The organism is Shinella oryzae, from assembly GCF_023038235.1.
GTDB lineage: Bacteria > Pseudomonadota > Alphaproteobacteria > Rhizobiales > Rhizobiaceae > Shinella > Shinella sumterensis.
The window spans coordinates 174,634-192,364 of sequence record NZ_CP081987.1 but is presented as its reverse complement, the minus strand read 5'-3'; the positions used below and the strand labels follow the sequence as shown (position 1 = coordinate 192,364).

16 protein-coding genes are annotated in these 17,731 nt (G+C 64.9%); 10 read left to right on the top strand and 6 right to left on the bottom strand.

All coding sequences use genetic code 11. The features are described 5' to 3' along the window. Positions 1–6 precede the first annotated feature (6 nt). Positions 7–732 (top strand): ligase-associated DNA damage response endonuclease PdeM, encoded by a 726-nt coding sequence (gene pdeM / locus K6301_RS00945; protein WP_425475360.1) that lies wholly within the window; start codon positions 7–9, stop codon positions 730–732. A gap of 11 nt (positions 733–743) precedes the next feature. Here pdeM and K6301_RS00940 read toward each other — a convergent pair whose 3' ends face one another. The 4 genes from K6301_RS00940 to K6301_RS00925 form a co-directional block, all read right to left on the bottom strand. Continuing rightward, on the bottom strand, positions 744–1,967 hold the full coding sequence (locus tag K6301_RS00940) for a PQQ-dependent sugar dehydrogenase (RefSeq protein ID WP_247218699.1): 1,224 nt from the start codon (positions 1,965–1,967) through the stop codon (positions 744–746). Positions 1,968–2,103: 136 nt separating this feature from the next. After that, positions 2,104–2,895 carry a TIGR02186 family protein gene (locus K6301_RS00935; RefSeq protein ID WP_247218698.1) on the bottom strand — a complete coding sequence of 264 codons (792 nt, stop codon included), beginning with the start codon at positions 2,893–2,895 and terminating at the stop codon, positions 2,104–2,106. After that, the gene (locus tag K6301_RS00930; protein WP_247218697.1) at positions 2,892–3,818 is read right to left on the bottom strand and encodes a sulfite exporter TauE/SafE family protein; all 927 of its coding nucleotides are present in this window, start codon (positions 3,816–3,818) and stop codon (positions 2,892–2,894) included. The genes K6301_RS00935 and K6301_RS00930 overlap by 4 nt, the downstream gene beginning before the upstream one ends. A 446-nt stretch (positions 3,819–4,264) precedes the next feature. Continuing rightward, positions 4,265–8,095 (bottom strand): peptidoglycan-binding protein, encoded by a 3,831-nt coding sequence (locus K6301_RS00925; RefSeq protein ID WP_247218696.1) that lies wholly within the window; start codon positions 8,093–8,095, stop codon positions 4,265–4,267. A 467-nt stretch (positions 8,096–8,562) separates the two neighbouring features. Between K6301_RS00925 and K6301_RS00920 the strand changes: the two genes are divergently transcribed. The 9 genes from K6301_RS00920 to K6301_RS00880 all read left to right on the top strand — a co-directional run bounded on the left by K6301_RS00920 (position 8,563) and on the right by K6301_RS00880 (position 16,180). Then, positions 8,563–10,359: an acyl-CoA dehydrogenase C-terminal domain-containing protein gene (locus K6301_RS00920; protein ID WP_247218695.1), complete on the top strand. Its 1,797-nt coding sequence runs from the start codon at positions 8,563–8,565 to the stop codon at positions 10,357–10,359. Positions 10,360–10,418: 59 nt separating this feature from the next. Continuing rightward, positions 10,419–10,676, top strand: a complete 258-nt coding sequence (locus K6301_RS00915; RefSeq protein WP_247218692.1) for an AbrB/MazE/SpoVT family DNA-binding domain-containing protein — start codon at positions 10,419–10,421, stop codon at positions 10,674–10,676. Continuing rightward, positions 10,676–11,005: a type II toxin-antitoxin system PemK/MazF family toxin gene (locus K6301_RS00910; protein WP_247218690.1), complete on the top strand. Its 330-nt coding sequence runs from the start codon at positions 10,676–10,678 to the stop codon at positions 11,003–11,005. The genes K6301_RS00915 and K6301_RS00910 overlap by 1 nt, the downstream gene beginning before the upstream one ends. A 41-nt stretch (positions 11,006–11,046) precedes the next feature. Next, a complete protein-coding gene (locus K6301_RS00905) occupies positions 11,047–12,255 on the top strand; it encodes an acetyl-CoA C-acetyltransferase (RefSeq protein WP_247218688.1) in 1,209 nt (402 codons plus the stop codon). 152 nt (positions 12,256–12,407) lie between these two features. Beyond that, complete coding sequence (locus K6301_RS00900) at positions 12,408–14,618, top strand: FAD-dependent oxidoreductase (RefSeq protein ID WP_247218686.1); 2,211 nt, start codon at positions 12,408–12,410, stop codon at positions 14,616–14,618. 336 nt (positions 14,619–14,954) lie between these two features. Further along, positions 14,955–15,164, top strand: coding sequence for a cold-shock protein (locus K6301_RS00895; protein WP_134650825.1), 210 nt, complete (start codon positions 14,955–14,957; stop codon positions 15,162–15,164). A 129-nt stretch (positions 15,165–15,293) separates the two neighbouring features. Then, positions 15,294–15,584: a cold-shock protein gene (locus K6301_RS00890; RefSeq protein WP_247218684.1), complete on the top strand. Its 291-nt coding sequence runs from the start codon at positions 15,294–15,296 to the stop codon at positions 15,582–15,584. 64 nt (positions 15,585–15,648) lie between these two features. Next, positions 15,649–15,888 carry a 30S ribosomal protein S21 gene (gene rpsU / locus K6301_RS00885; RefSeq protein ID WP_247218682.1) on the top strand — a complete coding sequence of 80 codons (240 nt, stop codon included), beginning with the start codon at positions 15,649–15,651 and terminating at the stop codon, positions 15,886–15,888. 67 nt (positions 15,889–15,955) lie between these two features. Further along, complete coding sequence (locus K6301_RS00880; RefSeq protein ID WP_247218681.1) at positions 15,956–16,180, top strand: hypothetical protein; 225 nt, start codon at positions 15,956–15,958, stop codon at positions 16,178–16,180. A 9-nt stretch (positions 16,181–16,189) separates the two neighbouring features. Here the strand turns inward: K6301_RS00880 and K6301_RS00875 are convergent, their stop codons facing one another. After that, on the bottom strand, positions 16,190–16,615 hold the full coding sequence (locus tag K6301_RS00875) for a sulfocyanin-like copper-binding protein (RefSeq protein WP_247218680.1): 426 nt from the start codon (positions 16,613–16,615) through the stop codon (positions 16,190–16,192). Positions 16,616–16,687: 72 nt separating this feature from the next. Further along, positions 16,688–17,116 carry a VOC family protein gene (locus K6301_RS00870; protein WP_247218679.1) on the bottom strand — a complete coding sequence of 143 codons (429 nt, stop codon included), beginning with the start codon at positions 17,114–17,116 and terminating at the stop codon, positions 16,688–16,690. Between the last annotated feature and the right edge of the window lie 615 nt (positions 17,117–17,731).

The window sequence follows — 17,731 nt, the reverse complement described above, 5'->3', positions numbered from 1 at the left end:
GAAGGCGTGCAGCGACTGGCATTGGCATCGACGGAGATACAGGATTTCGGCGCGGTTTCCGCGCGCACCGTCATTGCCGGCGTCGAGGCCGTCTGCGATCCGCTGGGCGCGCTCTACCTGCCGGAAACCCGCCTGCTCGTCGTCTCCGACCTGCACCTCGAAAAGGGCGCCGCCTTTGCCCGCCGCGGCATGATGCTGCCGCCCTATGATACGCTCGCCACGCTGAAGGTGCTGGAAGCGGTCATCCGAAGGCACGACCCGGCCATCGTCATCAGCCTCGGCGACAATTTCCACGACCGCATCGGTTCCGCCCACCTGCCGGAGATCTTCCGCGCGAAGATCGTGGAACTGGCGCACGGCCGCGAATGGATCTGGATCAACGGCAACCACGACCCCGACGGCACTGTGAACCTGCCGGGCCAGTCGGCCGACGAGTTGCATTATGCCGGGCTCGCCTTTCGCCACGAACCGTCGCTCATCGCGCCGGAAGGGGAGATCGCCGGGCATCTTCATCCCGCCGCCACCGTCATCCGCCGCGAAAAGGCGGTGCGGCGGCCGTGCTTCGCCACCGATGGCCGGCGCCTGCTGATGCCGGCCTTCGGGATCATGACGGGCGGGCTCGACCTGCGCCACCGGGCGATGACCGGTCTTTTCGACCGGCCAAGCCTGGTCGCCCACATGCTCGGCCGCGACCGTATCTACTCCGTGCGGTTTGCCAATCTGCGCGGCTGAGCGCCGGCGCCCTAGCGCTTCACCAGCCGCAGGATCGTCGATTCGCCGCCGCCGCGCGGTTCCGTCACGGCGAAGACCGAACCGTCGGACGCGACCTTCACGTCGCGGATACGGGCGTCGAGCGGAACGCGCTCTTCATGCGCCACCTTGTCGCCGTCCATGTGCAGCACCACGAGGCCCTGGCTGACGAGGCCGCCGATCAGGAAGGCGCCCTTCCATTCCGGGATCGCGTCGCCGTCGTAATAGGCCATGCCGGACGGGCCGATCACCGGATCCCAATAATAGACCGGCTGCTCGGTGCCTTCGAGCGCGGTGATGCCCTCGCCCACCTTGCCGCCGCTATATTCGACGCCGTAGGTCACCTTCGGCCAGCCGTAGTTCTTGCCGGCCTCCGGGCGGTTCAGCTCATCGCCGCCCTTCGGCCCGTGCTCGACCGTCCAGAGACGGCCCTGTCCGTCGAGGGTCGCCGATTGCAGGTTGCGGTGGCCGTAGCTCCAGATCTCCGGCAACGCGCCGTCCTGCGTGGCGAACGGATTGTCGGCATGCGCCTTGCCTTCCGCATCGAGACGGAAGACCTTGCCGAAGCCGCTGCCGAGATCCTGCGCGCCGACGCGGGTTTCGGCGTCGGACCGTTCGCCGACGGTGACATAGAGCTCACCCTGCGGCCCGAAGACCAGACGCGAGCCGAAATGCTTGTCGCCGTCATAGGTCGGCATCTGCTGGAAGATGACCTTCACATCCTGCAACGAGAATTTCCCGTCCTGCTCGGCCAGCGTCGCGGACGCCACCGACGTGCCGTTACCGCCCTCGCGCGGCTCCGAATAGGAGAAGTAGATGCGGTTGGAGCTTTCGAAATCCGGGGCCAGCGCCACATCGAGCAGGCCGCCCTGCCCGTCGGACATTACCTCCGGCACGCCTTCAATCGCAGGGCTCGCCTCGCCGTTCTCCTGCGAAACGACGTGCATGGTGCCTTCCTTGGCCGTCACGAGCATGCGCCCGTCCGGCAGGAACTCCATGGCCCAGAGATGCGGCAGGCCCTGCGCCACCACATCGACGGCGATCTCGGGCGTGCTGTCGGGCAGCGTCGCGCGCGTCTGGCCTTCGAAAGCCGGCTTCTGGTCGGGCGCATTTGCCTGGCCGGTTTCGGCGGTGCGTGCGGTCTGGGCAAAGGCCGGCGCCGCAAGAAGCGTGGCGGCAAGCATGGTTCCGGCGAGGAAGAAGCTGGTCGTGCGCATGGTGGTTCCCTTGTTGATCGAACATGATGGCCCGCTTGGACGCGCGCCACCCTGACGTCGCAAGGGTGCGAAAGCGTGATTTGTTTCAACACATCATTTCAAGAAATGTTTATCGCCACGGGCGCTGCCCGGGCGATCAATCCTTGCGGAACACGACGCTCGCCAGCCAGCCGGTCAGCGCGGCCAGGAACACCGAGAACGCGCCATAGGCCAGCGAATGGTCATAGGCCGCCGTCGAGATCATCTGCTCGATACCGGTCTTCATGACGCGCAGCGGCAGCGCCTTTTCCGAGATGAAGACGCCATCGCGGAAAAGATGCGCGCGCACGATATGGGTGCCGTTGGGCACGTTTGCCGGCAGCTTCACCGTGGCCTTGAACAGGCTGGCGCTGATGAACTGCACGCCGCCCGGATCACGCTGGTAGAAGCCGCCGCTCTCCTTCAGGCGGCGGAACGCGTCCCGGAACTCCGTAAGGTTGCTGCCGTCGCCGACGAAGCCGACGGGCGTAAGACGGATATGCTGGATACCGACGCCCACGCCGTTCAGCACGGCGGGATCGGCGATGGTCTCGACATCGCGCGTGCTCGACAGCGAATAGGATTCCGGCACCAGTTCGAAGGTCATCGAGCGGCGGTTGACCCAGATGCCGAAGACGCGCTCCTTGATGCGCACCGTGTTGTTGTCCTTCGGCCCCTCCAGCGCCACGACGATGTCGTATTTGCGCTGGGCGAGCAAAGCCGGATCGTACCCTTCGATCGCGCCGAAGATCGTCAGGTCCGCGCCGCGGAAATCCGAGGAAATGGCGATCTCGTCGGTGGAGATGCCGATTTCCAGCTTCTCGAGCGCTTCGGCCGGCCTGTCTTCCTGCGCGGCGGCAAGAGACACGAGGCTGACGAAGAGCAGCAGGAGCAAGGCAAGGGCTCTCATCGATAGACCCCCTCGCTGATGACCGAGTAGACATCGTCGGGCGTGACCACCAGGTCGACGGCGAGACGGGCGCCGACGGCGAGCACCAGCAGGGCGAGCAGCGCGCGAAGCTGTTCGCCGCGCAGCTTCTGCCCGACCCGCACGCCGTATTGCGCGCCGATCACGCCCGCCACCATCAGGATGAAGGCGAGCACGATATCGACGGAATAGTTGGTCGTGGCCTGCACCACGGTCGTATAGGCGGTGACGAAGATGATCTGGAACAGCGAGGTCCCGACGACGACATTGGTGGGGATGCGCAGCAGGTAGATCATCGCCGGCACCATGATGAAGCCGCCGCCGACACCCATGACGGAGGTGAGGATGCCGATGCAGAAGCCCAGCCCGATAACGGGGATGACGCTGAGATAGATCTTTGATTTCTTGAAACGCATCTTCAGCGGCAGGCGATGCACCCAGTTGTGCTGGCCGGGCCGGCGCAGCGAGACGGGCTGGTTGCTCGCCGAGCGGCGCATGGCGCGGATGCTTTCGAGCAGCATCAGCGTGCCGACCGTGCCGAGCAGCACGACATAGAGCAGCGAGATGACGAGATCGAGCTGGCCGACGCTGCGCAGCAACGCGAAGATCCAGATGCCGACGGTCGCGCCCGCAAGACCCCCGAAGAGCAGCACCGTGCCGAGCTTCACATCCAGCGTGCCGCGCCGGAAATGCGAGAGGGCGCCGGACATGGACGAGGCGACGACCTGGTTTGCGCCGGTCGCAACCGCGACGACGGGGGGGATATTGTAGAAGATGAGCAGCGGCGTGATCAGGAAGCCGCCGCCGACGCCGAACATGCCGGACAGGAAACCGACGGCCGCACCCATGCCCAGAATGATGAAGATGTTCACCGAGAGCTCTGCAATGGGCAGGTAGACAGTCACAACGGAACCCCGATCGGCAGTTTTGCCCTTGCGGGCTTACCTTGGCAGTCGCTTTTCACCCTATGCCTGCCGCCGCGGCGCCTCTTCGGCAGGCTGCGAATGCAGGAAAGCGCCCCGTCGTTGAAGGGGATGCCCCCGTCACGGCTGGTCACGCCTTGCATCACGCAAGAATTCGTCACACGGCGGCTGCCTTCCGGCCCACCATGGCCGCCGTCACAATGATAACGTTTGAGGAACGGATATCATCCTGAAGCGGCTTTAGATTTGCACCGCATAATTCCGTAAATCAGGGCCGATTTATGGATGGAATCATGCCGTGCATTCAAAATGCCACAGCCTTCTTTACATGGCGTGAACGACATTCGGCTTGGCTTTTGTCATGCCTGCGGGTTGGGGGCGTGTCAACCGAATAGGGCCCCTGTTCGGGGCCCTTCGCGAAAAGCCGGTCAGCCCGGCTGCTTGTTGCGCTTCAGAAGCTCGGTGACGAGCGCGTCGTCGATCTCGCCCGTCTGCTTCTGGCCGACGGATTTCTGGAAGGCCTTGATGGCCGCCACCGTCTTGTTGCCCATCTCTCCATCCGGCGTGCCGGCATTAAAGCCGTTGTTGTTGAGGATGGCCTGGATGTTGCGGATGGCCTTCTTCATGTCGACGCTGGCGGTCTTGACCGCCGCGCCGGCCCATTCGTCCGGCAGTTCGGCGGAGTTGGCCTTTTCATCGAGCGGCTGCGGCTTCCACAGCTCGACCTTCGCCTTGGCGCTGGTCAGCTGCTCGGGGCGCATGGCGTTGGCCACCTCGTCGCGCTTGCCGGCGGCGTCGCGGTCGCCGTCGCGGGCGGCGATGGCGAACCACTTGTAGGATTCTTCCAGATCCTGCTTCACGCCGTTGCCGCGCGCATAGAGGATGGCGAGGTTGAACTGGCTGTCGCGCACGCCGAGTTCGGAGGCCTTCTGGAACCACTTCGCCGCGCCGTCGAAATCCGGCGCCGCGTTGCCGATGCCGGTGGCGAGCAGGACGGCGAGATTGTGCATGGCGCTCGCATTGCCCTTGTTGGCCGCGACCTCGTAGAGCTTGCGGGCATGCTCCAGGTCGCGTTCGACGCCCTGGCCCTTTTCGTAGAGATTGGCGAGCCGGTATTCGGCCGGTGCGAATCCGCGGGCGGCGGCAAGCTCGTACCAGCGGGCGGCTTCCTTGAGATCGACCGCGACGCCGCGACCGTCCGTGTAGCGCGCGCCGATTTCGAACAGGGCGAGCGGATCGCCGCCCTTGGCCGCCGTGGCCAGCGATGCGGGCGTGATCGCTTCGGGAACGACGATCGCCGCCGTCTGCGTCTGGTCGACCGGCGCGGCCTCCTGCGTTGCGTTCACATTGTCCTGGCCGGCCAGCGGCGCCGCTTCCGGCGTCGTCACCGGTTCGAAGCCGGCAGTGTCGGCGTCTTCGGTCACCGAGGGCGTGGTCAGCATATCGGCACCCCGCGTGGAGGCGGACATCGGTGTGGTGCCGTCGGCGGTGTTCGTGCCGTCAATATTGCGCTCTGCCGGGGCCGGATCGGTCACGGCCTTTTCGCCGGCGACCGGCGTGCCGGCATTCGCCGTTGCCGCTTCGCCCGTTTCGGTGGCGGCGGGCGTGGTATTCTCACCGCTCACCGCCGTCTGCTCGATGACGACGGGCGCGCTGTCGCCGCGCACCAGCGTGTTGACGAGCGGATAGGACATGATGGCGAGCAGTGCCGCGCCGACGGCCAGAAGGATCGGCCGGCGGTGACGGGCAAAGGCCGATCCCGATGCCGGCTTCGCGTCCTTGGCGGGCTTTTCGCCCTTCTTCGCCGGGGCGACGCGGGCCATCGCATCGCTTTCCTCGGCGGCAAGGCGCGCGGCGCGGCGGGCGGCGGCGATGTAATCGGCCTTGTCCGTCTCGGTTGCGGCGCTCGAACGGTTGCCGGAGGCCTGGCCGGCGCGCACGCGCTCCAGGATGCGCCGGACGTCGGGCGTGCCCGAGCCGGGCTCGAGAAGTTCGTTGGCTACCTCAGGCGCCAGTTCGTCGGCCGCATCGAGCGACGGCGTCGGCTCGATATGCTGCCGCTCGACCGGCCGCGCGGCAGGCTCCTTGCGGCCGGGCGACAGCCGCCGCTTCAGGCCGGCCAGCAGGCCCTTGGGTTGCTCGTCCCGGACGCCATCGTCGGAGAGATCGGCTTCGGCGGCAGAGGCCAGCGCGTCGTGCTGCTCCTCGCGTTCCGGGGCGGGGATGTGCTCGACCGCGATCTCCGGGAAGCGGGTTTCCTCATGGTCGTCGACAGGGGCGTTGCGGCGCTGCTGCGTGCCGAAACCATCATCGTCGAACGGATAGTCGTGAGCGCCGACGCTTTCGGCGTAGGCGGTTTCCATCGCCGGCATTTCGGCACGCGGCATGGCGGCGGGTTCGCGGCGGCCGAAGCTTTCGCGCGGCGCGTCGAAATCCTCAAGCCGGCCGGCGATCTGCACCAGCGTCTCGTGAAGCGCGTCGAAGGTGCGCGCCGTGCGGTCCTCGCTCGACCGCGTCAGCTCCTCGAGCGCACGCAGGTCGGAAGCAAGGCCGGCGATCGCGTCCATGTCGGTGTTGCCGGCAACGGCCGGGCCGGCGTGGCGATAGGCCTCCATGACGGCTTCGGCGGCCTGGCGGGCCGCCTCGACGATATATTCGTCATTGGTCGCCATATAGTCTTCGATGGTGGCGAGCCGGCTTTCGACATCCGACGGCACGCCGCCGAAGGCCGCCGGCGCGGAGGGCGTGCCGATCAGCGTGGAAAGGTGGGCGATCTGCGCTTCCAGCCCGCGCAGCGCTTCATGGTCGCTTGCGGGCGCCGTGCGGGTGGCGTCCAGCCGGTCGGCGATGGCGGTGAGGCGTCCCTCGATCTCGGAGAAACGATCCTCCTGGAACGGGCTGCCGACGGGCGTATCGAGCCGGTCGATGCGGCGGGCGAGCGTATCGAGACGCTCGGCGAGCTCGCCGTTGACGCTGCCTTGATCGAGCGCGTCGATCTTGCGGGAAATGTCGGAGAGGTAATAGGCAAGCTCGTCGCCGCCGACGAGCGGCGTGACCTGCTGGCTCTGCTCCAGCATGCGCGACAGCTCTTCGATGCGCTCTTCGAGGCGCAGCGCCGTGCGCTCGTTCGACAGTTCCTCGATCCGGCTGGCCAGCGCCTCCAGACGCAGGCCCAGACCCTGTTCCTGCGCGGGCGCCGGACGGCGGGCGATCATGTCGAGCTGCCCGGCAAGGTCGGCGATCCGGCCTTCGAGGCGCTGCATCATGCCGGTGTCTGCGGACGCGCCCTGCTGCATGCGCCCGGCGGCGGCAATCGCGCGGGTGATCTCGTCGAGGCGCGCGTCGAGCCCCTCGAACTGCGAGGAGACGGCCGTCACGAAGCGGCCGCCATCCGGTTCGACGCGGCGGCCGAGGCCGTCGATCGCGTCGGCGATCATCTCGATCTTGTCTTCCAGCGCGCGGATGGCGGGCGTGGCGCTCATCGCGCTGATCTGGTTCTTCAGCTCGTCGAGGCGGTAGGCCAGTGCCACGAGCTCGTCGTCGCGCGCCTGGTCGAAGACCGACAGCTTCTGCTCGACGCCGTTCCAGCGGTCTTCCATGCGGCGCACGGAATCCTCGCGCGCCAGCCCGTCGAGCACGGAGCGCAGCTCGTCGAACTCGACGCGCAGGCCATCCGTATGGCCGGACTGGCGGCCGAGCTGGTTGATGCCGGTGGCGAGGCGCTGCAGTTCGGCGCGCAGATCGTCCGTGTTGCCGCGGCCTTCGGCCATCTGGCGGATGCCGCGGATTTCGGAGCGCAGCGTGTGCATCTCGCGTTCCAGCCCGTCGGCGATATCCTTCTTGAGGTCCTGACGCAGCGAAACGAGCGCCTTAGCGATATCCTCGATGGAATTGTCGCCGCGCGCCGGCGCGGTGGCCGAATGGCTGCCATAGGCGGCCTGCGCCTGCTGGGCGGCGGCATGGTGATCGGTCGAGAGCGGGCGGCGCTCGGCACGCTGGGCGGCGCGCTCGCGCGTGCCGTCGATGGCGCGCTGGCGCTGCAGGATTTCCGAAACCGGATCCTCGCGCAACGGAAGGTTGCGCTGCGGCTCGTAGCGGGACTGTTCAGCACGCGGCGTATAGCGCTCTTCGGCACGCCCGCGCGGATCGCGGCCGCCCATCAGCCCCTCGATGCGGGCTTCCAGCCCCTCGATGGTGCGATTGAGCGCGTCGAGCGAAGACCGTTCGCCATGACGTTGCGGGTTTCGCGATCCGTTCATCTTGCCTCGCTTTGGCGGCCACCGGCCTGCCGGGAGATACCCTTGACGGCGCGGCCCGCCCGGCTGCGCCCTTCCTGCGTTTTGCGGGAAACCGTACCGTCCCTGCCTCACCCGGATCCCCGATCCAGGCACCGCAGAGGAAAGCCGAAATGATTCCCGATCCCACGCCCTCAGGCGCCACAATTCATGAAACGTGGTAAACAAGGGGTTAACCCGCGCGGAATTTTTTTAACGATTTGCTCATAGACTGGCTTTGGCAAGGCGGTGCGCCCCGTTGTGGCACCGCAACGTGCCCGCGAAGCTTCGCCGCGGCTGAACACGACAGCGATCGTTACCGTCCCCGTCCCCGCCCGGAATGAGAATTTCGTCACACCGTGCGTTTTGACGTTTACGCAAACGTCAAAATTTCATACTATCCTTCTCAAGGAGCGGACCGAGGTCCGCGGGATAGGTGAGGAACGCAGACGATGCCGATTTACAAGGCCCCCGTGAATGACACGCTTTTCATCCTGAACGACGTCCTGTCGCTGGAGCGCTACAACAACCTGCCCGGCTTTGCGGACGCGACGGGCGACATGGTGGAGGCGATTGCCGGCGAGGCCGCCAAACTTGCCGAAGAAGTGCTGTTTCCCGTCAACCTTTCCGGGGATCAGGAAGGCTGCAAGCGCGCGGACGACGCCACGGTGACGACGCCGAAGGGCTTCAGGGAAGCCTACGATCTCTATCGCCAGGGCGGTTGGATCGGCCTTGCCGTGCCGGAGGAATTCGGCGGCCAGGGCCTGCCTTACGTGCTGCACACCGCCGTGGGCGAATATATGTCGTCGGCCAACATGGCGCTCACCATGTATCCGGGCCTCACGCAGGGCGCGATCGCCGCGATCCTGGTGCACGGTTCCGAGGAGCAGAAGGCCGCCTACCTGCCGAAGATGGTCGAGGGCACCTGGACCGGCACCATGAACCTGACGGAACCCCATTGCGGCACCGACCTCGGCCTGCTGCGCACCAAGGCCGTGCCGCAGCCCGACGGCTCCTACAGGATCTCAGGCCAGAAGATCTTCATCTCCGCCGGCGAGCACGACATGTCGGAGAATATCGTGCATCTCGTCCTCGCCCGCATCGAAGGCGCGCCGGAGGGCACCAAGGGCATCTCGCTCTTCATCGTGCCGAAATTCATCCTGAAGGACGACGGCACGCCGGGTGAGCGCAACGGCGTCACCTGCGGTGCGATCGAACACAAGATGGGCATCCACGGCAACGCCACCTGCGTCATGAATTACGACGAGGCGACCGGTTTCCTCATCGGCACAGAGAACAAGGGCCTCAACGCCATGTTCGTCATGATGAACGAGGCCCGCCTCGGCGTCGGCCTCCAGGGCCTGTCAATCGCCGAAATCGCCTACCAGAACGCCGCCCAGTATGCCCGCGAACGCCTCCAGGGCCGTTCGCTCTCCGGCGCCAAGAACCCGGACGGCAAGGCCGATCCGCTGATCGTGCATCCCGATATCCGCCGCACGCTGATGACCATCAAGGCCTGGACGGAGGGCGGCCGCGCCTTCACGCTGTGGACGGCGCTGAAATCGGATATCGCCCATCGTTCCGCCGATGAGGCCGAGCGCCAGGCGGCCGACGACATCCTCGGCCTGATGACCCCCATCCTCAAGGGCGTGCTCACCGACAAGGGCTTCGACCACGCCGTCATGGCCCAGCAGGTCTTCGGCGGCCACGGCTATATCGAAGAGCACGGCATGAGCCAGTATGTGCGCGATGCGCGCATCGCCATGATCTACGAGGGCGCCAACGGCATCCAGGCGCTCGACCTCGTCGGCCGCAAGCTCGGCATGAACGGCGGCCGCGCCGTCATGGCGCTATTCAAGGAAATCGGCGATTTCTGCGAGGAGAACCGCAGCGACGAGGCGCTTGCGCCTTTCACGAAGGGTCTCAAGAAGGGCTTGAACGACCTTCAGGCCTCCACCATGTGGTTCATGCAGAACGCCATGGCCAAGCCCGACAATGCCGGCGCCGGCTCGACCGATTACATGCACCTCTTCGGCCTCGTCGTCATCGGCTACATGTGGGCGAAGATCGCCAAGGCCGCGGAAGCGGGCCTGGCCGGCGGTGCGGGCGAACGGGAGGATTTCCTGAAGAACAAGCTCGTCACGGCCAAGTTCTTCATGGAGCGCCTGATGCCGGAAACCGCCCTGCGCAAGACCCGCATCGAGGCCGGCGCGGACACGGTGATGGAACTGGCGGCGGAGGCATTCTGAGCGGATTGTGAGCGGAGGAGGAAAGTTATATATTCGTATAACTTTTCATGGAGGTGACGATGGCAACGTCTACACTGCGCAATGTCGGCGGATCGGTGATGATGACCGTGCCCAAGCCGGTGCTTGAGGAACTTGGCATAGAAGCCAATACGAAGCTCGATATTTCGGTACAGGATGGCAAGATCGTCGCCATTCCTCGCAAGCGCCCGAAATACACGCTCGAAGAACTCATCGCGCAATGCGACTTCGATGCGCCCTGGAGTGAAGAAGAGCGCGAATGGATGGACGCTCCCGCCGTCGGAAACGAGATTATCTGATGGACAGGGGCGACATCTGGTTTGCCGATCTGGAGCCAACGCGGGGCCGTGAACAAGCAAAGGCCCGGTATGTGCTCATTCTCTCCCCCCGCCCGTTCAACAATCTCGGGGTCCAGATCATCGCGCCGATTACCAGTGGCGGCGAATTTGCGCGGGCAAAAGGGTTTACGGTTTCCTTGTCGGGAGCCGGAACCCAGGCAAACGGGGTGATCCTGTGTCACCAAATGCGCAGCATTGACATCAAGGCCCGGGGCGGCCGCTTCGTCGAAAAGGCCCCAGCTTTCATCGTGGAAGAAGCGCTGGCTCGCGTTGCCGCATTCTTCGAGTAGTCGAACGGTTTGGAGAGCGGCAAGCCGCCAGGGAGAAGAGAATGACCGACGTCTTCATCTATGATCATGTGCGCACCCCGCGCGGGCGCGGCAAGAAGGACGGATCGCTGCACGAAGTGCCGTCCGTGCGGCTTGCGGCGAAGGTTCTGGAGGCGGTGCGTGACCGCAACGGCCTCGACACGGAGAAGGTCGACGACATCATCATGGGCTGCGTCGATCCCGTCATGGATGCTGGCGCCGTCATCCCGAAGGCCGCAGCCTTCGAGGCCGGCTACTCCACGAAGGCGCCGGGCATGCAGATCTCGCGTTTCTGCGCCTCAGGCCTCGATGCCGTGAATTTCGGCGCGGCGAAGATCGCGCAGGGCGCCGACGACCTCGTCGTCGCCGGCGGCGTGGAATCCATGTCGCGCGTCGGGCTCGGCATGTCGGGCGGCGCCTGGTTCATGGACCCCTCGGTCAATTTCCCGGCCTATTTCATGCCGCAGGGCGTCTCCGCCGACCTGATCGCCACGAAATACGGCTTCTCCCGCGACGATGTCGATGCCTATGCCGTCGAGAGCCAGAAGCGCGCCGCCCATGCCTGGCAGAGCGGCTACTTCAACAATTCCGTCGTGCCGGTGAAGGACATCAACGGTCTCGTCATCCTCGACCGTGACGAGCACATGCGCCCCGGCACCGACATGCAGGCGCTCGCGCAGTTGCAGCCGTCCTTCCAGATGCCCGGCGAGATGGGCGGCTTCGAGGCCGTCGCCATCCAGGCGCATCCGGAAATCGAAGGCATCAACTATGTGCACCATGCCGGCAATTCCTCCGGCATCGTCGACGGCGCCGCCGCCGTGCTGCTCGGCTCGAAGGAAGGCGGCGCGATCCTCGGCAGGAAGGCGCGCGGCCGCATCAAGGCCTTCGCCAATATCGGCTCCGATCCGGCGCTGATGCTGACGGGCCCGGTCGACGTCACGGAAAAGCTGCTCGCCCGCACCGGCATGCAGCTTTCCGACATCGACCTCTTCGAACTCAACGAAGCCTTCGCCGCCGTCGTCCTGCGCTATATGCAGGCCTTCGACATCCCGCACGACAGGATCAACGTCAATGGCGGCGCCATCGCCATGGGCCACCCGCTCGGCGCGACCGGCGCGATGATCCTCGGCACCGTGCTCGACGAACTGGAACGCCGCGACCTCAACACTGCCCTCGTGACACTGTGCATCGGCGCCGGCATGGGCACGGCGACGATCATCGAACGGGTTTGAGAGAGGTAAGCCACGCTCTCTCCGGTCGTCATCCTCGGGTTTGACCCGAGGATCCACAGCCCGGAACTGGATGGTCGGGTTCAAGCCCGACCATGACGGAGGAGAGGACAGCGTGTGAAGCCACATCGATTTCAAGGGAGAGGAATCCCATCATGAGCGCATACAAGAACTTCACCATCGAGACCGACGCCGACGGCATTGCGCTGGTCACCTGGGACATGCCCGATAAGTCGATGAACGTCTTCACCGTCGAGGTGATGGACGAGCTGGACAAGATCATCGACCAGGTCGCGGCCGACAGCGCCGTCAAGGGTGCGGTCATCACGTCGGGCAAGTCCTCCTTCTCCGGCGGCGCGGATCTCTCGATGATCAAGGCGAGCTTCGACCTCCTGAAGGACGCGCAGGCCGCCGATCCCGCGACCGCCGTGCAGAAACTGTTCGAAACCACGGGCCGCATGACCTGGCTGTTCCGCAAGCTGGAGACATCGGGCAAGCCCTGGGTCTCCGCCATCAACGGCACCTGCATGGGCGGCGCCTTCGAAATGTCGCTCGCCTGCCACGGCCGCGTGGCCTCGAATGCCAAGTCGGTCAAGATCGCGCTGCCCGAGGTCAAGGTCGGCATCTTCCCCGGCGCCGGCGGCACCCAGCGCGTGCCGCGCCTTGCCAACGCGCAGGACGCGCTGCAGATGATGACGACCGGCTCGTCGCTGACCGGCGCGCGCGCCAAGGCGATGAACCTCGTGCATCAGGTCGTCGAGCCCGGTGAGCTCATCCCCGCTGCCAAGCAGATGATCAAGGACGGCCTGAAACCCGTCCAGCCCTGGGATGAGAAGGGCTTCAAGGCCCCCGGAGGCGGCATCTGGACGCCCGCCTCCGCCCAGCTCTGGCCGGCCGCCCCCGCCATCCTGCGCCGCGAGACCGCGGGCAATTATCCGGGCGCGCTCGCCATCCTGAAATGCGTCTATGAAGGCCTTCAGGTGCCGTTCGAGACGGGCCTGAGGATCGAGCAGCGCTACTTCACCCATATCCTCCAGACGACCGAAGCCTTCTCGATGATCCGGTCGCTGTTCATCTCCATGCAGGAGCTCGGCAAGGGCGCGCGCCGTCCGGCCGGCATTCCCAAGGCGGAGTTCAGGAAGGTCGCCGTCGTCGGCGCCGGCTTCATGGGCGCCTCCATCGCCTATGTGACGGCCGCCGCCGGCATCCCGGTGGTCCTCATCGACCGCGACCAGGAGGCCGCCGACAAGGGCAAGACCCATTCCGAAGGCCTCGTCACCGGCGCCATCGGCAAGGGCCGCATGTCCAGGGAGGACGGCGAAAAGCTGCTGTCCCTCATCACACCGACCCCCGATTATGCCGCGCTCGCCGATGCCGACCTCGTCATCGAGGCGGTCTTCGAGGACCGCACGGTCAAGAAGGAGGTGACCGAGAAGATCGAGGCCGTGCTGCGCGAGGACGCCATCTTCGCCTCCAACACCTCGACGCTGCCGATCACGGGCCTCGCCAGGAATTCGAAGCGGCCGGACCAGTTCATCGGCATCCACTTCTTCTCGCCGGTCGAGAAGATGATGCTGGTGGAGGTCATCCTGGGCAAGGAGACGGGCGACAAGGCGCTCGCCACCGCGCTGGATTACGTCGCCGCCATCAAGAAGACGCCGATCGTCGTCAACGATACGCGCGGCTTCTACGTCAACCGCTGCGTCTTCCGCTACATGGCCGAAGCCTATGACATGCTGATCGAAGGCGTGCCGGCGGCGATGATCGAGAATGCCGCCAAGATGGCCGGCATGCCGGTCGGCCCCCTGTCGCTCAACGACGAGGTGGCCGTCGATCTCTCCTACAAGATCTTCAAGGCCTCCATTGCCGATCTGGGGCCCCAGTCTGTCGATCCGCGCCACATGGAACTGGTGACGAAGCTGGTGGAAGGCGAAGGCCGTCTCGGCCGCAAGGCCGGCAAGGGCTTCTACGACTACCCGCTGAAGCCGCAGAAGAAGAAGCTCTGGCCCGGCCTGAAGGACCTCTACCCGCAACAGAAGCCAGAGGATGTCGATATCCAGGTGCTGAAGGAGCGCCTGCTCGTCACCATCGCGCTGGAAGCCGCCCGCACCATGGAAGAAGGCATCGTCACCGATCCGCGCGAGGCCGATGTCGGCTCCATTCTCGGTTTCGGCTTCGCCCCCTATACCGGCGGCACGCTGTCCTACATCGACGGCATGGGCGTGAAGGCCTTCGTGGCGCTCTGCGAGAAACTGGCCGCCCAATACGGCAGCCACTTCCAGCCGACGCCGCTCCTGAAGGACATGGCCGCCAAGGGCGAAACCTTCTACGGCCGCTTTGCGCCGGAGGCGAAGAAGGCCGCCTGAGCGCGCCGTACTGCATACGGGAACCCGGGGCGGCTTTTGGGCCGCCCTTTTCTTTTGCGCACCCTGATTTCAAGCAAAAATAAAACGGCGTTTTCGGTAAATTGAATTTTGAAAAACGGCGGCAGATCACCGTATTTTCCGGCGTCTCGTCCAAATCTCTCCAGAAAAATTTTGCAAAACCATTGCATTATCGGGAATAAACTTTATATAGAAGCCATCGATAACTGCTTGCGACCTTTGCCACCGAGCCCTGCTCTTCGTCAGATTTCCTTTCAAGATCGATCAATAACGGGAAAAACATCTCCCGGTTACACTAGCGATGAAAAGGATATCGTTATGAATTCAGGTACCGTAAAGTGGTTCAACAGCACCAAAGGCTTCGGCTTCATTCAGCCTGACGATGGCTCGACCGACGTGTTCGTGCATATCTCGGCTGTCGAACGTGCGGGCATGGGCTCGCTGAACGAAGGCCAGAAGATCACGTACGACATCGTCCGTGACCGCAAGTCCGGCAAGAACTCTGCCGACGGCCTCCGCGCCGCATAAGAATTGTCGTTCCTCCTCGCTGACCACGGATGTACTGGCAGTGAAGAGTTCGAATGACGGGAAGAGGTCGGGGTAACGCCCGGCCTTTTTGTTTCGACAACCTTGCGGGCACCCGCAAAGGAGATTTTCATGAGCCGTAAAACCTACGCCATCGGAGACCACGTCGTCCTCAGGGCCGGCCTCTCGCGCGCGACCACGGGTGAACGGGCCTGCCGCATCGTCGGCGTGCTGCCGGCGGACCACGGCGAGGTTCAGTATCGTGTGCGTCTGGAAGGCGAGAATTTCGAACGCCGCATCGTGCAGAGCGACATCGAGGCGGGCGACAAGACCGCCGGCGCGCCGCGCACGAACGGAAAGCGCGAAGCGCCCCGTGCGGGCAGCCCCTGGCTGAAACCGCTCACCATCCGCCCCGCGCGGTAATCCGGACCGGATTGCCGCTGCGAAATCCCACCCAGTGCGGCTATGCCGCGAGAAAGGACATACCTTGCAGGTTCTCGTCAGAGACAACAATGTCGATCAGGCACTGCGTGTGCTGAAGAAGAAGATGCAGCGCGAAGGCCTCTTCCGCGAAATGAAAGCGCGCAGCGCCTTTGAAAAGCCGTCGGAAAAGCGCGTGCGCGAAAAGGCCGAGGCCGTGCGCCGCCAGCGCAAGCTCGCGCGCAAGAAGATGCAGCGCGAAGGCCTGCTGCCCGCGCCCAAGAAGGCAGTGCGTCCGGGACGCTGACAATTGCACCGGGTGACGACCGCGTCACCCGGCAAGCCCGCCCAGAACGGTTCAGAAAGGTGATATCATGGACATGACCAAGGATATGCTTTCCGCCCCGGTCAAACCTTCCTCGCAGGCCAAGGCTGCCGCAACGGACAGTGCCGCGCGCACCATCATTGCCAGCGAAGCGACCGCCCGCGAGAAGAAGACCGCACGCCTGCGTGCCCTGCGTCTGGAGCAGGAGGCCATTCAGGAGAAAGCCGAGCCGGCGGCCAAGAGCAAGAAGCCCGCAGCCGCCAGGAAGCGCTGATCGCGCCGCCTATTTCGTCACAACGAGCCTGGCATGCATGCCGGCCTCGTAGTGGCCCTTGATATTGCAGAGCAGAAGATAAGTGCCGGGTTGCAGCTTTGCCTTCAGCATCCCGTCTGCGCCCGGCTTGAGGTCGGCGACCTCGCCCAGGCTCTTCAGCTTCTTCTCGTCCACGCGATGCTTTGCCGCGACGACAGGGATTTTCTGGTCCGGCGATTTCAACTTCACCAACACCATCTCATGCTCTTCGCTTACCGCGTCGTTGTGGACCTGGAACACGACGTCGCCGGCCTTGATCGTCGGCTGATCGATCGACAGCGTCATCGGCCCGCCGCCCTCCCCGCCCTCGACGACTTTCACGGTCGTTGCGGCGAATGCGGGAGCTGCGAGGCAGAGCGCGGCGAGAACGGCAAGCGAGGGGATGCGATAAACCATGGGCGTCAACCTTTCTTGAAAGCCTGACGCCCTGCTAGGCCGGTTTGCTGACAGGCGGCTGAACGGCTGCCGTCAGAACGTGATCGTTACGGACGGCGCGCTGCGCGTGTGCGGACCGTGGAAGACCGCCTCGATATTGTTGCCATCAGGGTCGAGCAGGAAGGCGGCGAAATAGCCGGGATGATAGGCGCGCTTTCCCGGCGCGCCATTGTCCGTGCCGCCGGCAGCAAGGCCCGCTTTGTAGAAGGCCTCCACCATCGCCTCGTCCGCAGCCTGGAACGCCAGGTGATGCCGCCCGGTCAGGGCCCCTGTCGCGGCCGCGCTGTCGCTGCCGGAGACGAACAGCTCATCGAACCAGAAATATTTCTCCTCCGCACCGCCGAGCGGAATGTTCAGCGCGCCGAGCACCGCCTCATAGAACCTCCGGCTGGCCTCAAGGTCGCGCACGACGAGCTGGATATGGTCGATCAGCCGGCCGCGATGCAGTTCATTGGTTTCCATCTGCTGTCCTCCTTTTCTCCAACGAGATACTAGGCCGGCGGGCCGCCTCGGCAATATCTGTTTGCGCTTTCCTTCGCCCTGCACCCCATGCAATCCGCCACAAACCGTGGGGCTGCCTTTTTCCCACGCATCTCTTCTGGCGTCATCCTCGGGCTCGACCCGAGGACCCACAGCCGCATGCGTCGCCGTCCTCACCGTTCCTTATCCGGGGACGCAAACGCATCGCGCCCGCTGATTTACCTACAAAATCCCGCCTCGATTTCCCCGCCGTCTCCACCCGTGCCTACAATGCCTCCATCCCGCCCTCGGATACACCGCAAGGCGTTGCGGCGAGGCGGGGTCGGCGCGGGGCGTGGGGGGATGACGCGAAACCTCATGCAACGGGCTTGCGGAAAATGGTCTCCCTCCGGCGACACGGGGGAAATGGCGGGATGTCGGACCGATCCTGTCGTTTCATGCCCCGAACGGCGCGCCGGGCGTGCCTGTGCGGCACACAAGGGGATCGGGACTGGCGGATGCGTCGGCATCGTCCGCCGGGTTGGAAACAGGCCGGGAGGTGGAGACACCTTTCACGGAGCGCCAAGGCGTGCGCGACGGATGTCAAACGGCACTGGC